Here is a 23,780-nt window from a genome sequence, read left to right on the forward strand (position 1 = left end):
TCAGCGCGCCTCGTAGCCGTAGCGTCGGATGATCGCCTTCGCCTCCGGCCCCTTCAGGAACGCGAGAAAGGCCCTGGCCGCCTCGCTTTTTTCGCCAGTCTTCAGCAGAACCGCCTGCTGATCGATCGGGGCGTGGTCGGCGGCCGGGACCAGCCAACGCGAACCGCCCGGCTCGTTGATCACCTGCGACAGGGCCACGAAGCCGAGCTCGGCCGCGCCGGTCTGGACGTACTGGAAGGCCTGGGTGATCGAGCTGCCCTGAACGATCTTGGGCTTCAGCGCATCATAGAGCTTCAGCTTGGTCAGGGTCTCGACCGCCGCCTCGCCATAGGGCGCGGTCTTGGGGTCGGCGATCGACAGCTTCTCGAACTTGCCGGTCTTGAGGACCGCCCCCTTGCCGTCCACCAGGCCCGGCGTCTTGCTGTAGAGCACCAGCCGACCCGTGGCGTAGGTGAAGCGCGATCCCGGAACCGCCAAGCCCTCCGCCTCGGCCTTCAGCGGCCTCTCGGCGTCGGCCGACAGGAACACCTCGAACGGCGCGCCATTGGCGATCTGGGCGTAGAATTGGCCCGACGAGCCGAAGCTCAGGTTCGCCTCATGGCCGGTCTTGGCCTTGAAGCGCGCGGCGATCTCCTTGGCGGCGTCGGTGAAGTTGGCGGCCACGGCCACCTTGGTCTCGCCGGCCAGGGCGGCGCCGCCCAGCGCCAGCGAAAGGACGCCGGCGATGGCGGCGATCAGCATCGGACGACGGGCGATCATCTGGTAATCCTGGTCTTGGCGCAGCGGTTATGCAGCGCAACTACATAACGATGGAAACGCGGGCCGACCAGTGACGGATGACTTCAGCGCCTCCCTGATCCTGAAACGCGGCGGATTGGCGCGCGTGGGGCTTGAGCGCATCGCGCTTCTGGAGGCGATCGCGCGGCTGGGATCGATCAGCGCGGCGGCCAAGGACACCGGCCTTTCCTATAAGGGCGCCTGGGACGGGGTTCAGGCGCTGAACAACCTGTTCGACGCGCCCCTGGTGAGCGCCGCGCCAGGCGGCAGGTCCGGCGGAACGGCCAAGGTCACGCCGCGCGGCCAGGCGGTGATCCGCGCCTTCCGCGCCGCCGAGCGCGAGATCGGCGCCGCCTTCGCTCGATTGGAAGCCGACCTCTCGGGCGACGCGGACCTTCTCTGGAGCCTGGGCCTGCGCACCAGCGCCCGCAACGCCCTGCGCGGCGTCGTGACCGCGATCGAGGGCGACGGCGTCACCGCGACCGTCTCCTTGTCCCTGGCCGAGGACCTGTCGTTGCGCGCCGCGATCACCCGGCGCAGCGTCGAGGACCTGGGTCTCGCGACCGGCCGGACGGCGATCGCCCTGATCAAGTCCAGCCTCGTGCGGGTGGAGGACGGCGACGGCGAGAACCGACTCGCCGGCCAGCTCGTCGACCGCGAGGCCAGCGAGACCTCCGCCGAGGCGACGATCGCCCTCCCGGCTGGCAAGACCTTGACCGCCACCCTGAAGCCCGGCGACCCGGCTTGGCCCCTGCCCGTCGGGGCGCGCGTGGAAGCCCGCGTCGCCGCGTCCGACGTGATCCTGGCGGTCGACTAAGGTCTCCGTCCGCTCCGCCCGCGCCCTGGAGCCCAGACCGCCCAAGCTTTGCATTGGGCTAGCTGTCACAATCGGCTGATAGCAGATTTGGCCCATGACCCTGGCGACCCAAGAGCGGGCGATCTGGCTGGCGCGTAACGCGCTGCCGCACGAGCCGGCGCTGCGCGCCTGGCTCTCGCGTCGTCCGCTCGCCGGGCTGGAAGTCGACGACATCGTCCAAGAGACCTACGCGATCCTCGCGGCGCTGGAGGCGGTCGACCACATCCAAACCCCGCGCACCTATATGTTCGAGGTGGCCAAGTCGGTGATCCTGCGAAGTCTTCGCCGCAGCCGCATCGTGGCCTTCGAAGCGCTCGCGGAGGCCGAGGCCCTGGTCCCGCCCAGCGCCGAACCTTCGCCCGAGACCGTGGCGGCCGACCGCCAGGAATTGTCGCGCATCGCCGCCCTGATCGCGGGCCTGCCGACCAAGTGTCGAGAGGCCTTCACCCTGCGCAAGGTCCATGGCCTGTCGCAGCGCGAGGTCGCCCAACGTATGGGCGTCTCCGAAAACACGGTCGAGAAGCACGTTGGAAAAGGCATCGGCGTGCTGATGAAGGCGATGGGGCGTGGCGGAAACGGACGCTTCCAGGCATCTAAGGACCGTAGCAGCGAGGACCCGATCGAAGTTGACCACGATCCGAGAGAGCAGCGCCGACATTGACGCCGCCGCGGCCCGATGGGCCGCGCGCGTCGATCGAGGGCCGCTGTCGGACAAGGAGCAGGCCGATCTCGAAGCCTGGGCGGCGCGGGATCCCCGCCGGGCCGGCGCCTACGCCAAGGCCTTGGCGATCAGCGCCCACCTGGATCGCGCCCAAGGTCTCAGCGCCGCGTTTTCGCCCTCGACCCATCCCGTGGCCCGCGCCGCCGACCGGCGCCGCCTGTTGGCGACGGGAGGCATCCTGGCCGCCGCCTCGGTGGTGGGCGCGGTTGGCTATGGCGCGATGAGCCTGCGCGGCCGCATGACCACCAGCAAGGGCGATATCCGCCGCGCGCCGCTCAGCGACGGCTCGGCCGTCACCCTGAACACCGCCACGACGATCCGCGCGGCCTTCGACGGCAAGATGCGGCGCGTCGACCTGCTGCGCGGCGAAGCTCTGTTCGATGTCGCCAAGGACCCCGCCCGCCCCTTCGTGGTCGTGGCCGGCGATGTGCGCGTGCGCGCGGTCGGCACCAGCTTCACGGTGCGCGCCCACGCCGACGGCGAAGTCGGGGTGATCGTCCGGGAAGGCGTCGTCGAGGTCTGGCGTGGATCCCAGGGCAAGCCGGTGCGCCTGGCCGCCGAGCACGCCATACAGGTGGCCAGCCTGGGCGCCTTGACGCCCACCGTGGTCGGGGCGGCCGCTGTCGACCGGGCCCTGGCCTGGCGACAAGGCCAGATCGACTTGGACGGCCTGACACTGGGCCAGGCGGCCGAGGAGTTCGCGCGCTATTCCGATCGCCGGATCGTCATCGACGACCCGACGGTGGCCCGATTGAAGATGACCGGCCTGTTCTCGGCCAGCGACCCCGACGGCTTCGCCAAGGCCGCCGCCATGAGCCTGGGGCTGACCGCCACGCCGCGCGCCGACGGCGTCCGCCTGAGCCGCGGCTGAACTTTTTTCGGAGACGACATGGCGGGAGCGTCTTCGTCGAGGCTCCACCCCGATGAGGCCGGCGCGGGACCGGCGGAATTCGGGGCGACACCATGATGCGAAAGACACTCCTGGCCGGCGGCGTCGCCGCTCTGGCTCTCCTGGCCCACGCCGCGCCGGCGGCGGCCCAGCAGCGCGTCTTCGACGTGCCAGCTCAACCGGCGGCCTCGGCCATTTCGGCCTTCGCTCGTCAGGCCGGCCTTCAGGTCGTCGCGCCCGCCGACGGGCTGGAAGGCGTTCGCACCCAGGCCCTGAAGGGCGCGATGGACGCCCGCGCGGCCCTGCACAAGCTGATCGACGGAACCGGCCTGGAAATCGTCTCCGACAGCGCCGGCGTCATCGTCCTGCGCCGCGTCCCGGCGCCGGCCAAGGACACGGTCGCCGCCGAGCCCGCCGCGCTCGACACCATCATCGTCACCGCCCAGAAGCGCGAGGAAGCCGCCCAGGGCGTGCCGATCTCGCTGTCGGCCTTTTCCGGCCGCGCGGTCGAGACCTATCGGCTGGAAAGCCTGCGTGACATCTCGCGCTTGACGCCGGGCCTGCTGGTCTCGTCGTTCAGTCAGAGCAGCCCGACCATCGCCATCCGCGGCGCGACCAACACCTTCACCCAGATCGGCGCCAACAAGCCTGTCGCCGTGGTGATCGACGACCTGTTCATCCCCCGCAACAGCGCCGCCAGCTTCGAGCTCTACGGGCTGAATTCGGTGCAGGTCCTCAAGGGTCCGCAAGGCACGCTGTTCGGCCGCAACGTCACCGGCGGCGCGATCGTACTGGACACGGGCAAGCCGGCTTACGAAGACGCCGCGCGCTCGGTGCGGATTGGCGGCGGCGACTACGGCCTGAAGCAGGTCGACGGTCGCGTCGACATCCCGGTCGGCCAGGACGTGGCCCTTCGCCTGTCCGGCTCGTTCAAACAGCACGACGGTTACGGCCGCGACCGCCTGACCGGCCGCGAGGAGGACGATCTCGACAGCCGCGGCGTCCGCGCCCAGGCCCGTCTGCGCGCCGCCGACAACGTCGAGGTGCTGCTGGGCGCCGACTATGGCGAGGATCACAACGGCGGTCGCACCCTGTCGTCCAAAGGCGCCGGCTCGGACGGCGATCGCCGCACCTCGGAACTGGGCTATGTCCAGGACTTCGGTCGCAACCAGTGGGGCGCCTCGGCGCGGATCTATTGGACCGCGCCGGTCGGCCAGGTCACCTCGATCACCGGCTACCGCTGGTCGCAGTCGGGCGAGGACTATTCGGGCACCGGCGCCAGCTATGTGTTTCTGACCGGGACCAACACCCAGAGCGTCAATCGCGACGTCGACGACGTGGGGCTGTTCTCGCAGGAGGTTCGCTGGGCCAGCCCGAAATGGTCGCGTGGCGACGTCGTGGCCGGTGTCTACCTCGCCGACGAGAACGCCAAGCGCCAGCTGCGCACGCGCGGCCTAGCCGCCGTCACGGGCGTGGCTTCATCCGACGTGCTGACCGACCAGGCGGTGAGGACCCGCAGCTATGCCGGCTTTATCGACGGCACGCTCCACCTGCCCGCCGCCTTGGACCTGACCCTGGGCGCGCGCTACACCCACGACGAGAAGACCGCTTCGCTGGCGCGAACGGATTTCGTCAGGCCGGCCACCGGCAGCTTCACCGCCCGCGACCTGAAAGCCGACTGGAGCGAGGTCACGCCCCGCGCCGTGCTGAGCTGGACGCCACGCCAGGATCTCAAAGTCTATGGCAGCGTCACGCGCGGCTACACGGCCGGCGGCTTCAACACCGACGCGGCGACGCTGTCGGCCCTGGCGACGCCCTTCAATGCCGAGACCGTCACAAACTATGAGCTGGGGGTGAAGTCGCAATGGCTGGCCGACACCCTGCGGATCAACGCCTCGATTTTCCACATGGACTACAAGGATAAGCAGGAGCTGTTCTTCAACAACCTGACCCGCGTGCTGACCATCACCAACGCCGGCCAGGCCACGGTCAAGGGCGCGGAGCTGGAAGTGACCTGGCGTCCCCTCCCCTGGCTGAACCTGATGGGCAACTACGGCCTGCTCGACACTGTCTACGACAACTTCGTCATCCCGGGCGGGGCGGTGAACACCGGCAATCCGCTGGGCTCGTCGCCGCGGAACAAGGGCGCCGTGGCCGCCGACGTCCGCATCCCGTTGAACGGCGAAGGCTATCTCACCGGCGCGCTGAGCTGGGCCTATACCGACGGCTACTACACCGGCGCGACAAAGGACCCGAACCTGCACATCGACAGCTACGCCCTGACCAATCTGTCGGTGGGCTACGAAAGCCAGAACGGCCGCTGGCGACTGACGGCCTGGGTCAAGAACCTGGGCGATGTCGACTATCTGCTGACCCCTTCCACCCAGGGCGTGCTGGCCGAATATCTGGGCGAACCGCGGACCATGGGCGTCATGCTGTCAGCGAAGTTCTAGGCCATGGCGACAGTGTTCACCCGGCGCGCACTTCTGTCGGCCGCCGCGGCGCTGAGCGCGGCGCCCTTGACCGCCGCGGCGCCGTCGCGGGATGAGGACGTCGTCGGCCAACCGCTGCGCCCCTGGCGGCGCGGCGGCCTCGACATCCACCACATCGCCACCGGTCGCGGCGACTGCGCCCTGATCATAGGGCCGGACGGGTCCAGCCTGATGATCGACGCCGGCGCCTCGGCCACGCCGCCGCCGGCCAGCCTGGACATACGCCCCGGCCCCCAACGCCGCGCCGGCGAATGGATCGGCCGCTACGCCCGCCGCCATCTGGCCGCGACGGGCGAGCCCAAGCTGGACGCCTTCCTGGTCACCCACCTGCATCCCGATCACGTCGGCGATGTGGGTCCCGACACGCCGCTGGCGCCCGGCGGGGCCTATCGCCTGACCGGCGTCAGCGACGTCGCCGCCTTGCTGCCGATCGGCCTGCTGGTCGATCGCGACTATCCCGACTATGCCTTCCCCAAGCCCTGGGACGCGCCGTTCGCCAAGAACTACCAGGCGTTTCTGCGCGCGCGCGCGCGGTCGGGCGGCAGGGTCGAACGTTTCGAGGTCGGGGCGGCCGATCAGCTCAAGCTCCCCGGCGTCGAGATCCGCAACCTAGCGGCCAACGGCGAGGTCTGGACCGGTCGCGGGACCGAAACCCGTCGCCTCTTCCCGCCGATCGAGACCCTGGCCAAGGACGATATCCCCGACGAGAACGCCTGCTCGACGGCCATCCGCCTGCGCTATGGGGCGTTCGGCTATTTCGCGGCTGGAGACCTGACCAGCAGCAGCTTCGACGGAACTCAGCCCTGGCGCGACGTCGAAACGCCGGCGGCCCAGGTCGCCGGCCCGGTCGACGTCGCCGTCGCCGCGCACCACGGCATGTTCGACGCCACCGGCGCGGATGTCGTGCGAGCGCTTCGCCCCCGCGCCTGGATCATCCAGGGTTGGCACGCGGCCCATCCCAGTCCCGACGCTCTGGAACGGATGCTGAGCCAGCGGCTCTATGCCGGCGCGCGCGATGTCTTCTCCACCGGTCTGTCGCCAGCCAACGTGCTAGCCCACAAGTGGCTGACCGATCGCCTGGTCGCTCAGAACGGGCACGTCGTGGTTAGGGTGGCGCCAGGCGGAGGACGCTACAGAATCGTGGTCACGGACAATTCGGATGAAACGGACAAGGTTCTATCCAGCTGGGGACCCTGGTCCGCTTGAGGCGCGTCCGCGCCATGGCCCGACATCGGCCTTCCTTCGGACCCTGGACATTCGTCCACGCGATCGCGTGAGACGACGACCTTTCAACGGGTTCGCGCGTCCGCCCCGCACAGGGCGGTGAGCGAGGGTTCCCTATAAATCACGGCCCTGAGAGCGCCCACAAGGAAAGGCCGGCGCATGAGCGCCGACCCAAAAGGACGGAGGGCGGCCGGCGGGTCGCCCTCCGCCTTAACGCTTTCGGCGTCACGCTCTAGAACCGCGCGGTCACGCTGGCGTAGACGACGCGTCCCTCGACGTCGTAAGTCGCGGCGAACGTATTGTCCGACGGGGCCGACGATCCAACAATCGGGGGATTCTTGTCGAAGAGATTACGGACCCCGGCGGTCAAGCTCACGGCCTTGTTCACTTCGTATCCGGCGGTCAGGTCGAAATAGTTTTGCGCCTTGATCACCGGGGTGGTCAGCGTCGCCTTGTCCGGGAACGCCGCGCCCAGGCGCTTGGGCAGCAGATAGGTGTCGACCGTCACCTCGCCGATATGGCGGTGACGCAGGCTCAACGTCGCCGGACCGGAACGCCAGGTGACGCGCGACACGCCCTTCCAGCGGGGAATCGGCTGACCACAGGTCGGGCCGAAGGCGCCGATGCAATAGTTCTTGGTGGCCGGCAGCGCTTGGACCGGCGTGGCCGTGAACTCGTCGGTGTAGGTGAAGTTGGAGCCGATATCGAAGCGGCTGCCGCCGAAAGGCCCCCAGGCCAGGTTGAAGCGATAGTTGGCGTCGAAGTCGACGCCCGAGGTCTTCAGCCCGCCGGTATTGCCATTGGTCGTGGTGACATAGCCTGGGGCGGCGATCTGGCCGGTGAGCGGGTCACGCGTGATCGCCTTGCAGAAGACGCTGCTGGCGTCCTGGATGGTGTTGTAGCAGAGGCTCAGCGTGTTCGAGATGCCGCCCCCCAGCGGCGCGATGGCGCCGTCGAGGTTGATCTTGAAGTAGTCGACGCTCATCGCCAGGCCGGGGACGAACCGCGGCTGCAGCACGACGCCGAAGGTCGTGGTGTTCGACTTTTCCGGACCCACATTGGGATTGCCGCCCGAAACCTGGCTGATGAAGGTGTTGGGCTGCACCGACAGCGTGAAGACCGAGGCCGCCGGGACGCCGGTGGCGACACAGACCGCCCGCACGGCCGCCGTCTGCTGGGCCGTCGGTTGGCGGCTCGAGCAGGGATCGACCGCCGAGGGGCCGCTGATGGTGTTGCCGCCGAACAGCTCGCCCACGTTCGGCGCGCGGATGGCGTGCTGGAACTGGCCGCGCAGGGTGATGTCGGAGATCGGCGCATACTCGCCGCCCACCGAGTAGGTCCAGACCCCGCCGACGCCCGACAGGTCGTAGTCCGAGTAACGGAACGCGCCGTTGACGCTCGCGCGTTCGCCCAGGGGCGAGTCCTTCAGCACCGGAACGCGGACTTCGCCATAGACTTCCTTGACCGACTCCGAGCCCTGGGTCGACTTCGCGGCGTTGAAGCCTGAAACGTCGCCGGAGGCCAGGAAGCTGTCGGGCACGAACCGCGCCGAGGCCTTGCGGTACTCGGCGCCGGCGCTGAAGTCGATTGGACCGGCCCAGGTGTCGAACAGCTCGCCAGCCAGGCTGGCGGCCAGGACCTGTTGCGAGGATTCGGTGTAGTTGGTCGACGCCACCGCGATCGAGGCCGCGGCCTGAGGCGACAGATTCGCGCCGAAGATGTTGAGCACCGGCGGCGCGCCGTTCACCGACAGCAGACCGGCCTGGACCTTGCTCAGCGAGATGGCGCCGCCCGAGGTGCTGGTGTCGGTGGTTCGGGTGTAGGTGTAGTAGGCATCGTATTTGAGGTTCCGAAGATAGCTTTCGGAGACGCTGCCAAGATCGCCGCGCACGCCGAGGGCCGTGCGGAAGGCCGAGCGGTCGGTGGTATTGGTGCGGGCGCCGATTTCCGGCACGCGCCGGTTGACGTTCAGGATCGCCAGGCCGTCGCCCGCCGTCGTGGTGAGCGAAGACGTGCCGTTGGTCGCCCGCACCGTGCCGACTTCTAGCTGGTCGAGCTGGCGTAGGACGTCCTGAAGCTGCGGCGTCAGGTACGGGTTGTTGACGTTGACCAGGAAGTTGCCGCTAAAGCCGCTGGGCGCCAGCTGCATCGATACTCGGTTGTTGCTGTAGTTGGCCTCGGCGTAGCCCGTCACGTGGGCGTTGAAGTCGTAGTGGGCGGCCATGTTGGCCAGCCAGCGACGCTGCGGGATCACGATGTAATTGGCCGGGGCCAGATCGTAGTCGTCGCCAGGCGTCGTCGCCGGGCGGGCCGCCTTGCCGGCGTCGTCGAACGTGAAGCCGCGCGAGCCAAGGCCGCTCAAGCCGGCGGCCGCGAGGGCGGCGGTCAGGCCGGGGCTGGAGGGCGAACCGACCGGAACGAAGCGGCCGTTGGGAATGGTCCCGCTGCCGCCGAAGATCAGCCCCGGCCGCCCGCCGGCCGACAGGCAGGTCTGGCCGGCCGGGATGGCCAGGGGCGTGCCGGCGCGCGTGGCGCTATAGCTTGCGGCGGTGACGCAGCCGTCCGCCAGGGTCGGCATGGCCCAGCCGCCACGGTCCGCCCGCGAATATCCGCCGCGATCCAGGTAGTTGAGGGCCACCACGACATTGCCGCGATGATCGGCGAAATTGGTCCCGAAGGTGAGGTCGGCCGTATAGGTCTTGGTCTTGGTATGCGTGTCCTGACGGGCCTCGCCGGTCAGTTCGACGCCCTCGAAGTCGTCCTTCATGATGAAGTTGACCACGCCGGTGATCGCATCGGAGCCATAGACCGCCGAAGAGCCGCCCGTGACGGTCTCGACGCGCTTGATCAGCGCGGCAGGCACGGTGTTGATGTCGGTGGTCTGGTCCGGCCCGGTGATCGTGAACCGGCGGCCGTTGACCAGCACGAGGTTCCGTTGCGCGCCGAACCCACGAAGGTTTAGAGTGGCGGTGCCGCCGGGCACCGTATTGGCGGTCGGCCCGTTGTTTTGCGAACCGAGAAACTGCGGCGTGTCATTCAGCAGGGTTTCGACGTTCTGAGTCCCCGAGAGGCCGATCTCCTCGGAGCCGATCACCGTGACCGGCGTGGGCGCCCTGAACCCGCGCGCGGCGAGGCGCGACCCGGTGACGACCACTTCGGCCACGGCCGTATCGGCGGCGGCTGGCGTCGAGCCAGTGGTCTGCGCTTGTGCCAGCGCTGGCACAATAAAGGCCGTGGCCAGAGCGATGGCGGTTTCACAGCCCATGAACACGCGGCGTTTGTGATTGGTCCTCATGCGTCCCTCCCAAGGTACCGCTATCATTCGCGGTAATTAGCGCGGAACGTAGAATGCAATTCCAATATATGCAATAGTATTTCATAAAATGGATCGCTTCCAGCCTTCGCGCCGCGAAGTCGGCGACACGGGGAGGACGCCTAGTGAAACCGCTTGCCCTATCGCGCAGGACCGCGCTCGCCGCCTTGGCGACCGCCGGTTGGGCGCCGCGAAGCGCGCTCGCGGCGCCGGAGCTTTGGACAGGGGCCGACGCGATCGAACGCTCAGCCCGGCCGCCACGGTTCAAGGACGCGCTGTGGAGCATCGCGGCCATGGGCGCGGTGGCGGATGACGTCGCGGCGACGACCACCGCCATTTCGCGAGCGATCGAGGCCTGCGCCGCGGCCGGCGGCGGGCGGGTGCTGATCCCCCCTGGCCGATGGCTAAGCGGCGCGATCCGCCTGCGAAGCGGTGTCGAGCTGCATGTCGCCGAGGGCGCGACCCTCGTCTTCAGCACCGATCCCGCGCACTATCCGCTGGTGGCCACGCGATGGGAGGGGGTCGAACTGATCAACTACTCCCCCCTGATCTTCGCCGATGGCGAGCGAGACGTCGCCATTACCGGCCGTGGCGTCCTGGACGGTCAGGGACAGGCCTGGTGGTCCTGGAGCGGCGGTCATAGGTTTGGTTGGCGCCCAGGCCTGCCCGATCAGCGCAAGGCCCGGCAAGCCCTGTTCGAGATGGCTGAGCGCGGCGTTCCTGTCGCTGAAAGAATTTTCGGAGAAGGTCATTATCTGAGACCAATGATGGTCCAGTTCCAGAACTGCGCCAATGTTCTCATCGAGGGCGTCACGCTGCGCGACGCGCCCTGCTGGACCCTTCACCCCGTCCTCTGCCGCGATGTAATCGTCAGGGACGTGCGCGTCTTCGGCCACGGCCCCAACACCGATGGCTGCGATCCCGAATCCGTCGAAAGCATGCTGATCGAGCGCTGCGCCTTCGACTGCGGCGACGACTGCATCGCCATCAAGTCGGGGCGCAACGCGGATGGCCGGCGCCTGGCCAGGCCCACGCGCGATATCCTGATCCAGGACTGCGTCATGAAGGACGGCCATGGCGGCGTGGTGATCGGCAGCGAGGTGTCCGGCGGCGTGGACAATGTCTTCGTGCGACGATGTACGATGGACAGCGACCAACTCTGGTACGCCATCCGCTTCAAGAACAACGCCATGCGAGGCGGGCGCGTCGAGAACATCTATGTTCGCGACGTCTCGGTGGGGCGAGTCTCCCGCGCGGCGATCACCTGTGACTTCAACTATGAGGAGGGCGCCAAGGGCGGCTTCACCCCAATGCTGCGCAAGGTTAGGATAGAGCGAATGCGCGTGCGGGCCGGTGCTCAGGCCGTGGACCTGCAAGGCCTGCCGCTCGCTCCGATCGAGGACTTTCAGATCAAGGACTGCCAGTTCGAGGGCGTGACGCGGCCTAGCGTCGTCAGCCACGTGACGGGCCTGACGCTGGACCGCGTCGAGGTCAACGGTCGCGCCGTCGCCGCGTTGTGAGCGCGGCTTCGTCGCGACCGGCGAGACTCATTTCTCGCCTCGCGCAACCCGCACCCAGTCGAAGTCGGCCACGCCTTCTATGGTCCGCGCTGGATCGCCGTAGCTGAACAGCGCGGGACGCGAGCCCTTCCACCAGCTGAAGCGCGGAAGAGTCGCTTCGCCGGCATGGATGAAGGTCTTGCCGCCGTCGAGGCTGTAGCTGTAACGGGCGATCTGGTCGGCGACGGCCACGCGCAGAGTAACGGTCCGCCCCGGAAGCGACGGCCCAAGTGTGTCGTGGCCCATTGACGAAAAGACGATCCGCGGCGCGCCGTCGGTCTTGAGGACGCCGATGGCGCTGACGCCGGCCCCGAACATCGCGAGGCCCGCCCGCTGCCCATCGACGAGGCCGCCCGCATCGAGACGCGTGGTGATGACGGAGGTCAGGCTTTGCAGCGACTGGGTCAGCGTATTGCGGGCGCTCACCAAATTGGGCGCGGCGCGGCCGGTCAGACGCAGGAAGCCGGGGCGCGCGGTGAGACTCCATCGCCGATCATCGGGATTGTGGTTCCATTCCCACTGCGGCCCCAGGGTGGCGCGGTTGAACATGTCGGACGTCTGGGGCGAAACCGACGGGAAGCGCCCGCCCACGTCCGGCATGACGTGCTCGGCGACCGGCTGGCCCGCGGTCTCTTCAGGCCCGGCGCCGGGGATCGGCTCTCCGATGAACGGCCAATCGTCTTTCCAAACGACGGGCTGCAGATGAACGATGCGCCCATAGGCTCCCGCGCTGTTGAAGTGCACGAACCAGCCCTGCCCGGACGGGGTCTCGACCCAGCCGCCTTGGTGCGGGCCCTTTAGCGCGGACTTGCCAGGGGCCAGGATGACCCGGCGCTCGTAAGGCCCCCACGGGCTCTTGGCGCGCAGCGCGACCTGGGGGCCGGTCTCCACCCCGCCGATCGGCGCGAAAATGTAATAGTAGCCGCCGCGCTTGTAGAGCTTGGGCCCTTCCAGGACGGGCAGCACCTTGGCGTCCTCGACGATCACCGTCCCTGGATCGAGGACCGACTTCCCGTCCGGCGCCATGCGATGCAGCACGAGCGGCCCCGCCCCCACCTTGCCATGGACGAGATAGGCTTGGCCGTCGTCGTCCCAGAACGGACAGGGATCCTCCAGACCGGGACCGGAGATCACCGCGACGGGCGGGCTCCAGGGCCCTTCGGGACGGGCCGCGGTCGACATGAAGATCCCCTCGTAGGGGGTCGCGAAATAGACGTAGAACAGTCCGCCGTGATGCCGGATCGACGGCGCCCAGACCCCGCCGGCGTAGCGCTGGCCGGAAGCGCGCATCTCCCGGGGCATTCGCGCTCCGGCGTCGTCGGTGGGAACGGGCCCGGGCAGATCGTACTCGGGCGCGAACGGCAACCTTGGCAGGACGTGACCGACGATCGTCCAGTGCACGAGATCCTTGGACGACAGGATGGGTACGCCGGGCGAGAAGTGAAAGCTGGACGCCACGAGATAATAGGTGTCGCCCACGCGGATGACGTCGGGATCGGAATAGTCCGCCGGCAAGATCGGATTGCGGTAGACCGCCGGCGCCGGCCCTGAGGAGGACGCGGCTTCAATCGCCGCCGCGTGAGCCTGGCCGGCCAGCGCCGCGCCAGCCATCCCGAGGGCCGCGAACCATTTTACGCGCATCACATCGACCTTGGACGGAGATGAGGACCGCCGACCCAACGGAACGGGCCTAGAAGGTTTGGCTGACGGTCTCGTCAAAGCGACGGTCCTCGATCCAGCGACTGCCAAACGATCTGAAGGCGCTCACCTGATCCAGATGAAAGCTCGGCCCCTTGGGCAACCGCAGACGGAAGAAATCGGCCTCGACCACGTCGTTCAGCCAAAACGCCGGTCGGGCGTCGGCTGTCTCGGTGACGATCTCGACATTGCTCATCTCGATGTTGCGGGCATGGCGGATGAAGAACCCCGTCGCCGGCAGGTCGCCGAACATGTCCGGATCCGGATAGGCCTTGTCGGCCTCGGGCGGATTCCGCTTGGCAAGTTCGCTCGAGCCGCCCCCCAACTGATGGAAATAGACGTCGCTGATCTTGACGTCCTCGACGGGATGGCCGGCGACGCCGGCGATGATCGAGGGCTGCGGCGTCGCGCCATAGCTGACGATGTTCTGGATCGTGATGCGACGCAGCTTGCCGACGGGAACGCCCGCCGGACCGCGCATGCGGCTGCCCAGGCGCAGGAACAACGGCGGGAACCCCAGACCGCGCATGGTGATGTTGCTGATGGCGATATCCTCGGTGAGCGCGCCGTCCATGGTCTCAAGCGCGATGCCGTAGCAGTGGTCGAAGACGCAGTTGGTGATCGTCACGTTCTTGAAGCCGCCGTTCGACTCCGTTCCGAGCTTGATCCGGCCATAGCCGTGGAAACTGGCGGGCATTGTCTTCCAAGAGCCGTCGACGACCGAGCCCATCTCGTAATTGCCGGTCAGATAGCAGTCGGAGATCGTCAGGTTCTCGGTCGGCCGAGCATAGCCGAGCGCGAACGAGCTCTTGGGGCAGATGCCGTCGTCCCACGGCGAATTGATCGTGCAGTTGGTGACCCGGACGTTGCGGCAGCAGTCGATGTCGAGGCCGTCGCGATTGGTGTCGACGATCAGGTTGTCGATCGTCATGTTGTCGACGCCCGTCGCCAGCAGCGCGAACCACCCGCCCCGCAGGATCTTGAAGTCGCGCAAGAGCACATTGCGGCAGTTCTTCAGGGCGATCGCCTTGTCACCGACGCCCGGGCCGGAAACATCCGGAGGATCGTCGGCGAAGCGGTGGCCGCGGGTCAGTCCCCTGCCCCAGATCAGCCCTGGCCCGGTTATGGCGATGTCATTCAGGCCTTCGCCGAAAATCAGGCTGTTGGCCCAATGGCTGTGGCCATAGTCCTGATAGGCGTTGCCCGCGCCGGGGCCGGGGTCATCGTAGCCGTTCGGGGCGACGCCGGTCGGCTCGGCCGCCAGGATCACGGCTCCCTGATCAAGATGCAGCGTGACCTTGCTCTTCAGGCGGATCGTATAACAGGCGTAGGTTCCCGCCGGGAAATAGACGGTCCCGCCGCCCAGCGCCGCGGCGTGATCGATCGCCTTGTTGATGGCTGGAGAGTCGATTGTCGCGCCGTCGGCTCGCGCGCCGAAGTCGCGGACATTGACCCCTCGGGGCGGTGCGCCAACGGCCGGTCCCGCCTTGCCCGCGGCGCGGGCGGGATGATCCGACGCCATGGCGCCGACGCCGACGAGGCCGCCCAGCACCAGCCCTCTACGATCCATGCGCATCGTTCCTCCCGCTGCCCGTTCCTCGGGTCTCGGCTTCATGCAAACAAGGCGGACGGAAAGCTGTCAACGTCGAAATGTTACCGGTAGCAAGGATAATGCTAGCGTTGGCACGACATGGCGCCAGCGCTAGCTCCATCTCTTGCGCTTTGGATACAGAAGCTTAATCGTTCTCCCGAGGGGAGCCCAAAAGCATGATCGGGAAAGATCCCGCCGCCAGCCTGTCGGTCACGATCGATGACGTCGCCAGAGCGGCTGGCGTCTCCATCAGAACCGTCTCGAGGGTGCTCAACGACTCGCCCAAGGTCGGGGGAGCAACCCGCGAAGCGGTGCAGGCGATCATTCGGGAGCTTGGTTACAGCCCCAGCGCCAGGGCCCGGGCCTTGGCCACGGGTCGCTCCAATCTCATCGCCGTGGTCCAGGATGACCCCAACGCCCACGTGATTGGCGTGATGCAGCGGGGCATCGCCAATGTCTGCGCGCGGCATGGCTTTGAACTCGTCGTCCATCCGGTCCGATTCAGCGATCCCGACGTCGCCCAGAACGTCGAGAGGTTCGCTCGGCGTTCGCGGGTCGACGGCCTGATTGTCTTGCCCCCGGCTTCGGAAATCGATGCGATCCCCCAGCGCCTGACGGCCATGGGTGTGCCGTCGATTGGCATCGCCTCGATCGATGTGACGGCTTACCCTTGTATGCTGATCAGCGATGAGCGATCCGCCGCCGCCGAGCTCGGCCGCCACCTGCTGCAGCTCGGACACAGACGGATCGCCATAATCGAGGGTCCCCCTCGCTTCCAATCGGCTCAACAGCGCAAGGCGGGTTTCTTGGAGGCGCTGGCGACGTCCGGCGCGCCCGTTGAACTTGAACGGCGCGAGGGCGACTACGGCTTTGAAAGCGGCATGACCGCGGCGGCTTCGTTGCTTGGCATGAAGGCGCGCCCAACCGCGATTTTCGCCTGTAACGACATCATGGCCGCCGCGGTGGTCAAGGCCGCGCGCGAAGCCGGCCTCGATATGCCAAGCCAACTCTCCGTCGCCGGCTTCGACGATTCCGATCTGGCCTCGATGATCTCTCCGGCTCTGACGACGATAAGACGGCCGCTCAGCGATATGGCGGAAACAGCCACTGAGCGGCTGCTGGCGATGATCAATGATCGACCGCCCGAGCTTCGCCGACAGGCGGTGCCCTTGAGCGTTGTGCGCAGGCAATCGACCACCGCTATTGGAGTTGGCGACGCCCGCACGTGAGGGGAGGCGCAAGCGGACATGTTCGCCAAGGATACGCCCCGCGCCATGCGCCCAAGGCTCTTGAAGCGGCGCGGACCATCGGCTTCGAACTTGGGCTTTCCGCCTGAGGGCCGACAACGTCCACGCCGTCGCCGATGAGGCCTCGGCGCGGCAAAAGCCTCTCTGACCAACTTTCCAACCCTTCCATTTTGTGGCACAGAATTCCACATAATGACAATGACACCGGTTGCAGTGGCATTGCGCGGAGGAAATCAGGGATGTTTGGAGTCTTCTTCACCCCCCGCGGCTTGATCGCTGTCGCTCTGGCCGGAACGGCGTTGGCGAGCGGTGCGACCGCGGCCGCCACGCCAGCGCGCGCGCCACATTCGGTCACTGGAAAGACCGTCTCGACGAAGCAGGAGGCGCTGCCTTCGCGCGAGGCGGTGCTGACCGTATTGAACCGCGCGAATTCCGCGCAGATGAAGGCCATGCGCGCCGAGCCTATTCCGCTGACCACGGGCGGCGCGGTGCGTGAGATCTCGTCCAACTGGGTCTCGGCGACCTATTACGTCGGCGCCGCGCGCCTGGCCCGCGTGACGCAGGACAAGGAAACCCTGAAGTTCCTGACCGACGCCGCCGAGCACTACAACTACGCCCTGCGCGGGGCGAAGTCGGGCAAGGCCATGCTGAACGCCGACGAGATGGCGATCGGCGATCTCTATGAAGAGCTCTACGCCCGTCGCCGCCAGGAAGGCGTGATCATGCCCCTGCGCCAGCGCCTGGACTGGGCGCTGCCGCACCTGACGCGCCAGCCGATCCCCGAGCATCTGGTCTGGTGGTGGAGCGACGCCCTGTTCATGGCGCCTCCGGTCCTGGCCAGGATGAGCGCCCTGACCGGCGACGCCAAGTACCTCAAGGCGATGGACACCCAGTGGTGGCGCACCTTCGCCCGGCTCTACGATCCGGACGAGAGCCTGTATTATCGCGACGAGCGCTTCATCGAGCGCCGCGACGAACAAGGGCGAAAGCTCTTCTGGTCGCGCGGCAACGGCTGGGTGATGGGCGGCATGGCCAGGGTGCTCGAGGCGATGCCGGCCGACTACATCCAGCGGCCGCGCTACATCGCCATCTTCCAAGCCATGGCCAAGCGGATCGCCGGCCTGCAACGCGCCGACGGCCTGTGGCCCTCCAGCCTGTTGCAGCCGGACAGGTTCCCGGAGGCCGAAACCTCGGGGTCGGCCTTCTTCGTCTATGCCCTGGCCTGGGGGATCAACCACGGCGTCCTGGATCGCGCGACCTACCTGCCGACGGTCGTCAAGGGCTGGAAGGGCCTGGAAGCCCAGGTTCTGCCCAACGGCATGCTCGGCGCGGTGCAGAAGACCGGCGACCAGCCCGTCGCCACGGCTCCCGACGACATTGGTCCCTACGGCGCCGGGGCCTTCCTGCTGGCCGGCCTTGAGGTCATGAATCTTGGCGAGCCGGCGACCGCCCTGCCCCTGGCCGAGCCCTCGCCAGACGCCGCCGCCTTCGTCGCCGCCACCAGCCCGACGCCGGCCGCGCCGCGCACCGTGCGCGGCCCGGAAGAAGAAGCCCGACACGCCACGGAGATGAAGGCGGTCGCCGCCCTCGCCTATGATCCGGCGATCGAGGGGCCGGGCCTTGCGCCCGCGCGGGTTCCGCCCGCCGCGCCGGGCCAACCGACGCCTCCGAAGATGATTTACCGCATGGCCCCGCCGCCCGTGGGCCAGGACAAGCCGCGCGCCACGGTTCGCTACGCGCCCGAGCGCTATGACGACATCCTGTGGGAGAACGACCGGACGGCCCACCGCATCTACGGTCCGGCCCTGGAGCAGTACGAACCGCCCTCCAGCTCGGGCATCGACGCCTGGGGCAAGAGCGTCCGCTATCCGTTCATGACCCGCCAGCTGAGGACCGGCGATCAGCACGCCTACCACGGCGAAGGCGTCGACTATTACAACGTCAAGACCTGGCGCGGCGCGGGCGGCCTGGGCGTCTGGGACGGCGGCAGGCTTTGGGTGTCGCGAAACTGGAAGGACTACAAGATCCTGAAGGATGGCCCGGACGTCGCGTCGTTCAGGGTCAGCTATGCGCCCTGGAAGGTCGGACAAAAGCGCCAGGTCTGGGAGACGCGGACCTTCGCCCTGCCCTTGGGTACGAACTTCACGCGAATGGTCTCGACCTTCGGCTCGAACGCCAAGGCGCCGATCACCGTGGCCATCGGGATAACCAAGGCCCCGACCGCCAAGACGGCCGGCGACCTGCGCGCCGACAAGGCCAGGGGCGTGTTCTCATTCTGGGACGTCACCGATCCCGACAAGGGCGCGATGGGCGTCGCCCTGCTGGTCGACCCGCGCCAGATCGTCGACCTGGTCGAGACCGAGAGCGACTGGCTGGTTCTAGTCAAGGTCACGCCCGGCAAGCCGTTCGTCTACTACATGGGCGCGGCCTGGGACAAAGGCCTGGACTTCCACTCGCGCGCGGACTGGGAGACCTACGTCTTCGCCCAGAAGCCCGACTTCAACCCGGCGCGCTAAGCCGAACTGCCGGCCCGCGCGGTCGAGGTCGGTTCCCGCTTCCACCCCTTCACTTTCAGCGCCTGAGGCTCCCATGCAACGACGCGCTCTTCTCCAGCTCGGTCTCGTGGCCGCTTCCGCCCCCACCCTGGCGCTCGCCGCCGGCAAGGCGATCTTGGCCAACGCCCACGGCGCGATCGGCGACGGCGAGACCCTGAACACCAAGGCAATCCAGGCCGCCATCGACGCGGCCGCCAAGACCGGCGCGACGGTCGCGCTGAAACCCGGCGTCTATCGCACCGGCGCGATCTTCCTGAAGTCGGGCGTCACCCTGCGGCTGGACAAGGGCGTGACCCTGCTGGGCTCGCGGAACATCGCCGATTATCCCGAGATGCCGACCCGCGTCGCCGGCATCGAGCTCACCTGGCCGGCGGCGCTGGTGAACATCTACCGGCAAAAGAACGTTCGCATCGTCGGCGACGGGACGATCGACGGCGACGGCAAGGTGTTCTGGGACAGCTATTGGGCGCTTCGCCGCGAGTATGATCCCAAGGGGCTCCGCTGGGCCGCCGACTACGACTGCAAGCGCCCTCGCCTGATCCAGGTGTTCGACAGCGAGAAGATCGAGCTGGCCGGTCCGCGCCTGCGCCGCGCCGGCTTCTGGACCGTGCATGTCTGCTACTCGCGCGACATCCACGTCGCCGACCTGAACATCCGCAACAACGAAGGCGGCCGTGGTCCTTCGACCGATGGCGTCGATATCGACTCCTCGCACGACGTACTGGTCGAGCGGATCGACGTGGCCTGCAACGACGACGCCCTTTGCCTGAAGGCCGGCCGCGACGCCGACGGTCTGCGCGTGAACCGTCCGACCTACAACGTCACGATCCGCGATTGCGTGATCCGCGACGCCTCGGCGGGCGTCACCTTCGGCAGCGAAACCTCGGGCGGCTTCTACGACATCAAGGTTTCGGGCCTGACCGTGCACCACCCGACGCCGGTCGGCATCCTGTTCAAGTCGGCCCATACGCGCGGCGGAACGGTGAAGGATATCGATATCGCCGACATGCGGCTGCACGACGTCGCCACCGTGCTGCGGGTGAACCTGAACTGGAACCCCAGCTACAGCTACGCGGAGATCCCGCGGGGCATGGCCGATGTGCCGCCCTACTGGAAAGTGATGACCCAGCACGTCCCGCCAGAGCAGGGTCGCTGCCGCCTGAGCGACGTGCGGATCAGCGACATCAAGGCTATCGGCGCCAAGACCGCGTTCGAGGTCGCCGCCTTCCCGGACCTGCCGCTGGAGCGCTTCGCGTTCGACGGTCTGGACCTGGACGCCCAGGCCGGCGGCCGCATCGCCAACGCCAAGGACTGGACCTTCACCCGCAGCAGGATCGACACCCTGGACGGCAGGCCGCCCGAGATCGCCGCCTCGACGGGCGTGAAGGGTCTCTAGCTCGAGGTCCGGGAGCGAGCGCCGAAGCCGCTCACGCTTTCGGTCGCCCGGCTTAGTTCGGACGCTCCAGGGTGACGGCCATCAGCCCGATCACCACCTCGTTGGCCGTCGCGCGCACCGTCAGGTCGCGCAGCGGCTTGCGCGGGTCGAGCGCCAGGGAAAGCACCGTGGCCGCGCCCCCTGGGATCTCACGGCCCTGCCCCTTGAAGGTCACGGGGTCCAGCACGCGCACCTGTCCGGTCGCGAGGTCAACCCGCGTCGGCGGCGGGGTATCGACCCGGAACTGATAGTCGTCGAGGAAATAGTCCTCCTCGATCGGCCACCAGGTGTCGGGATTGCGCAGGGCGAGGCGATCGATCGTCCCGTCCTGATAGGTCACCACCACCTCTCCGTTGTCGAAGCGGCTCTGCATCGGATTGGTCGAGCCAGCCATCAGGAGGTGGACACGGGACGCCTTGCCCGACAGCGGGATGACGTCTTGCCTCGGGTAGTTGTCCCAAAGCGAGGTGAAGACGATGTTGGGCGCATCGGCCGCGCCCGGCGTCCGGAACACGACACCCGAGGGCGTCGTGAATTGGCCGCCCTGCCTGGCCGCGACGCGGCGCAGGCCGGTGTCGTCGATCACGGCCATCTGATTCACGTGGCCGGCCCAGCCGCCGAGACCCTGGGCCGGCACGCCCAGCGAGGGACCACGCGGTCGCGGCGAGCGATACTTGTTCTTCGCATAGATCGCCGTGACGCGGTCGTTGAAGGTCACGGCTACCGGATCCATTCGCCCCGTCACGGTAGTCGGCGCCGACATCGGCGGCGCCTTGACCGGAGCGGGTCCGGCGATCGGCGCCAGCCAGGTCAGCCCGTTGCGCGAGACGCGCTGGAAGCGCCTTGCCGGCCCGATCGCGGAACTGTCGACAGCGTCGCCGCTCCAGCGCACGACGGCCTCGACCGGCTTGTCGCCGGGCGCCGTGATCTCGATGGCCGGACCGCCCACGGCGTCCGCCGCCGATTTCCAGGCCGCCTTCACGCCATTGACAACGACACTCGCCACGGCCTCGCGCGGGGCTCGCAGACGCAGCACCACGGTCTTGAAGCGCCCGTCGCGCGGCGTCAGCATCCAGTGATCCTCGTCGCCCTGGCGCTTGAACTCATAGGCGAAGACCGGATGCGTGAACGACGCATGCCGCCAGCTCGCGGGGAAACCAGGCCGGATCGTCAGCCTCCCGGCCAGCGCGTCGGGGCGAAGACCGAATAGGCCCTCGACAAGGGTCCGCGCGGTGACCCCGGCGCTGTCGGCGAAATCGCGCTGAGATTCCCGGCGATAGACATCAGGCCAAGCCAGCGTGCCCGTGTTGCCAGGCGAGACCCCCATGAACATGCTGGCCAGCAGGCCGCTCTTGGTCAGACGGAAGGCCTCGTCGCTCCGCCCCGCTTCCCACAGGGCCAGCGCCGCGTGCAGGTTCTCCTGGGTGGCGACGTTGTTGATCGACCACGCGTAGGGCATCCAGTCGGTCGTGGCGTAGAGACCATAGGCGGCGTCGTCCGGCACGCCGGGTCCCTTGATCGGTATGCGCGGCAAGCGCTCTAGGGCGTCAGACATCCGCCAGGCGTCGGCCGGCGAAACGACCTCGGAATCGATGGCGTGGTAATAGGTCCATAGGGCGAACGCCGGGTGCAGCCGCTGCTCGCCCATCAGGTCCTTGTACTCGGCGAAGGCGCCGATGTCGGGCATCCACAGGAGGCCGCGCATGGCCTCCTGGATGGCGTCGGCCTCCCGATCGTAGGGCGCGGGATCCTCGCCGATCAGCCGCGCGACGCGAGCGGCCATGCGGTTATGATAGGCCAGATAGGCCGACGAATGGGTCGCCCCGCCGCCGTTGTACGACAGGTGGTCACTGGCCCAAATCTGGGCGTAGGCCTCGTAGAGCGGCAGCTTGCGGGGGCCGAATTCGCGGCGGAACAGCCGGCGCTCCCAGGCCAGGTGCCGGGTGATCGTCGGCCACAGATCGCGGGCCAGCTTCAGATCGCCGGACCACATCAGGTGTCGGAACAGCGCGTCGATATAGACCGTGTTCATGTCGTAGTGCGAGTTCGAGAGATCCCCGTTCGAATGCAGCGCCTTTTCGGCGCGCGCCAGGTTCGCGTCCTCGTCGGCCGGCGGGATCGCGTCCGGGATCGGCGAGACGTTCTGGCCCTTGGCCCAGTCGCGGAAATGCCGGTCGGCGCGATCCGCGCGACCCAGGGCGTCCAGCCAGTAAGGGCCGCGCCACCCCAGCAGCTTGGTCCGCCAGGCGACCGCGCCGTGCATGACCGCTTGCTGTGGCCCGTCCCAGGTGGCCTCCGCCCCGACATTCAGGGCGGCCATGGCGGCGTTGATATAGGGGTCGGGCGTCTCGATCCGCACCTGATCCCGCAGGGCCTGGAAGTGGCGCCGCGCCTCTTCGAACCGCGCGGCCAGTTCGGGCCGGACGAAGGCCGGCGGACGGCTGGCCGGCGCGGCCTTGTCCTCGGGACGGGCGGCGCGCACGGCTTTGTAATCCGCCAGATCGTCGGCGACGCCGGCGTCCACGCGCTGCAAGGAGAGGATGAGCGGCGTGTCCGAAGTCAGGTCCGAGCGCCCAATGGCGACAGCGCCCTGTTCCGCCGCGCCGCCAGCCAGCAGGCGGGGCAGGTCGTTCCAGGCGCTCGCCTCGCCACGCTGATAGCGCGCATGGCCGCTAGCGGCGCCGATGATGGTCGCCTGGGGCGCGCTGAGCCTGAAGCCGTCATCGCTCACGGCGACGCGGTTGGTCTCGGCGAAGGACGGCTTGAACTGGAACCACTCGGAGATCGGAACCTTCTCGGTGCCGATGTCGCCATCGCGAACGCCGCGCTGGCCGGTGATCCCGCCGAACGCCCAGATCAGCTCCAGGCCGGGCGGCAGGTCGACGCCCTCGATCCGCAAAGCCAGGCCTTCGGTGGCGGCGTAGGCCACGGCCTCGATACGCAGCACGCCGTGACCCAGCAGCGGATCGCGGACCTCATAGAGCAACTCGCCAGGACGATAGCGGGTGGTGATCCGCGCTGCTTCCTGCAACCAACGCGCCCCGGAAGGGCCAGCCAAGCCCAGGCGCAGATTGCCGCCGCGCCCCGGCAGGTAGAAAACGAACTCTGGCTTATCGCCGCCGTCCACGCGGAACGCGGTGTCGCCGCCATAGAGCGGGCGATTGAAGGTCTCGACGCCATTCTCGATGACGAAGTCGCCGCCGTCCGGGCGGTAGCGGATCGGCCGCTCGATGTTGTCCACGAGATTGGGACGAGGTCCGCCGACCGCCGTCGGCGCGGTCTGGGCGTAGGCTCCGCCGCAGCCGAGTCCGGCGACCAGAACCAGCGCCAGACCGGCGCCGCGACGGATGAAGCTCATGCCCACTCCCTAGAGCCCGCCCGCTTCGAATGGAATCATTTGAAGCGGATAAACAGTCTATAAAT

14 protein-coding genes are annotated in these 23,780 nt (G+C 67.9%); 9 read left to right on the forward strand and 5 right to left on the reverse strand.

Annotated features, from left to right (window positions below; translation table 11 throughout):
- Entirely contained in the window at window positions 1-759 is a 759-nt protein-coding gene (gene modA, locus OR37_RS10220) for a molybdate ABC transporter substrate-binding protein (RefSeq protein ID WP_004619251.1), read from the reverse strand.
- A 70-nt stretch (window positions 760-829) separates the two neighbouring features.
- Here modA and OR37_RS10225 point away from each other — a divergent pair, with 70 nt between their 5' ends.
- From OR37_RS10225 to OR37_RS10245, 5 genes are all read left to right on the forward strand, one after another.
- The gene (locus tag OR37_RS10225; protein WP_004619253.1) at window positions 830-1,594 is read left to right on the forward strand and encodes a TOBE domain-containing protein; all 765 of its coding nucleotides are present in this window, start codon (window positions 830-832) and stop codon (window positions 1,592-1,594) included.
- Window positions 1,595-1,688: 94 nt separating this feature from the next.
- On the forward strand, window positions 1,689-2,294 hold the full coding sequence (locus OR37_RS10230; RefSeq protein ID WP_004619255.1) for an RNA polymerase sigma factor: 606 nt from the start codon (window positions 1,689-1,691) through the stop codon (window positions 2,292-2,294).
- The gene (locus tag OR37_RS10235; protein ID WP_004619257.1) at window positions 2,260-3,225 is read left to right on the forward strand and encodes a FecR family protein; all 966 of its coding nucleotides are present in this window, start codon (window positions 2,260-2,262) and stop codon (window positions 3,223-3,225) included. The genes OR37_RS10230 and OR37_RS10235 overlap by 35 nt, the downstream gene beginning before the upstream one ends.
- Before the next feature lie 95 nt (window positions 3,226-3,320).
- A complete protein-coding gene (locus OR37_RS10240) occupies window positions 3,321-5,696 on the forward strand; it encodes a TonB-dependent receptor domain-containing protein (RefSeq protein WP_106404366.1) in 2,376 nt (791 codons plus the stop codon).
- 3 nt (window positions 5,697-5,699) lie between these two features.
- Window positions 5,700-6,941 carry a ComEC/Rec2 family competence protein gene (locus tag OR37_RS10245; RefSeq protein WP_004619261.1) on the forward strand — a complete coding sequence of 414 codons (1,242 nt, stop codon included), beginning with the start codon at window positions 5,700-5,702 and terminating at the stop codon, window positions 6,939-6,941.
- 250 nt (window positions 6,942-7,191) lie between these two features.
- On the opposite strand, the gene OR37_RS10250 is transcribed toward OR37_RS10245, so the two are convergent.
- Window positions 7,192-10,254, reverse strand: coding sequence for a TonB-dependent receptor domain-containing protein (locus OR37_RS10250; RefSeq protein ID WP_004619263.1), 3,063 nt, complete (start codon window positions 10,252-10,254; stop codon window positions 7,192-7,194).
- Window positions 10,255-10,397: 143 nt separating this feature from the next.
- On the opposite strand from OR37_RS10250, the gene OR37_RS10255 reads away from it, so the two are divergent.
- Entirely contained in the window at window positions 10,398-11,792 is a 1,395-nt protein-coding gene (locus OR37_RS10255) for a glycoside hydrolase family 28 protein (protein ID WP_035017203.1), read from the forward strand.
- 27 nt (window positions 11,793-11,819) lie between these two features.
- Here OR37_RS10255 and OR37_RS10260 read toward each other — a convergent pair whose 3' ends face one another.
- Together OR37_RS10260 and OR37_RS10265 are read right to left on the reverse strand one after the other, a co-directional pair.
- Window positions 11,820-13,472 (reverse strand): glycoside hydrolase family 43 protein, encoded by a 1,653-nt coding sequence (locus OR37_RS10260; protein WP_004619267.1) that lies wholly within the window; start codon window positions 13,470-13,472, stop codon window positions 11,820-11,822.
- Window positions 13,473-13,521: 49 nt separating this feature from the next.
- The gene (locus OR37_RS10265) at window positions 13,522-15,105 is read right to left on the reverse strand and encodes a rhamnogalacturonidase (protein ID WP_106404364.1); all 1,584 of its coding nucleotides are present in this window, start codon (window positions 15,103-15,105) and stop codon (window positions 13,522-13,524) included.
- Between the two features lie 191 nt (window positions 15,106-15,296).
- Here OR37_RS10265 and OR37_RS10270 point away from each other — a divergent pair, with 191 nt between their 5' ends.
- From OR37_RS10270 to OR37_RS10280, 3 genes are all read left to right on the forward strand, one after another.
- Window positions 15,297-16,349 carry a LacI family DNA-binding transcriptional regulator gene (locus tag OR37_RS10270; RefSeq protein WP_004619270.1) on the forward strand — a complete coding sequence of 351 codons (1,053 nt, stop codon included), beginning with the start codon at window positions 15,297-15,299 and terminating at the stop codon, window positions 16,347-16,349.
- A gap of 257 nt (window positions 16,350-16,606) precedes the next feature.
- A complete protein-coding gene (locus tag OR37_RS10275) occupies window positions 16,607-18,883 on the forward strand; it encodes a glycoside hydrolase family 88 protein (protein ID WP_004619272.1) in 2,277 nt (758 codons plus the stop codon).
- 106 nt (window positions 18,884-18,989) lie between these two features.
- Window positions 18,990-20,318, forward strand: a complete 1,329-nt coding sequence (locus OR37_RS10280; protein ID WP_235046566.1) for a glycoside hydrolase family 28 protein — start codon at window positions 18,990-18,992, stop codon at window positions 20,316-20,318.
- A 52-nt stretch (window positions 20,319-20,370) separates the two neighbouring features.
- Here OR37_RS10280 and OR37_RS10285 read toward each other — a convergent pair whose 3' ends face one another.
- The gene (locus OR37_RS10285; protein WP_004619275.1) at window positions 20,371-23,715 is read right to left on the reverse strand and encodes a DUF4450 domain-containing protein; all 3,345 of its coding nucleotides are present in this window, start codon (window positions 23,713-23,715) and stop codon (window positions 20,371-20,373) included.
- Between the last annotated feature and the right edge of the window lie 65 nt (window positions 23,716-23,780).

This window comes from Caulobacter vibrioides OR37, assembly GCF_000372645.1.
GTDB lineage: Bacteria > Pseudomonadota > Alphaproteobacteria > Caulobacterales > Caulobacteraceae > Caulobacter > Caulobacter vibrioides_E.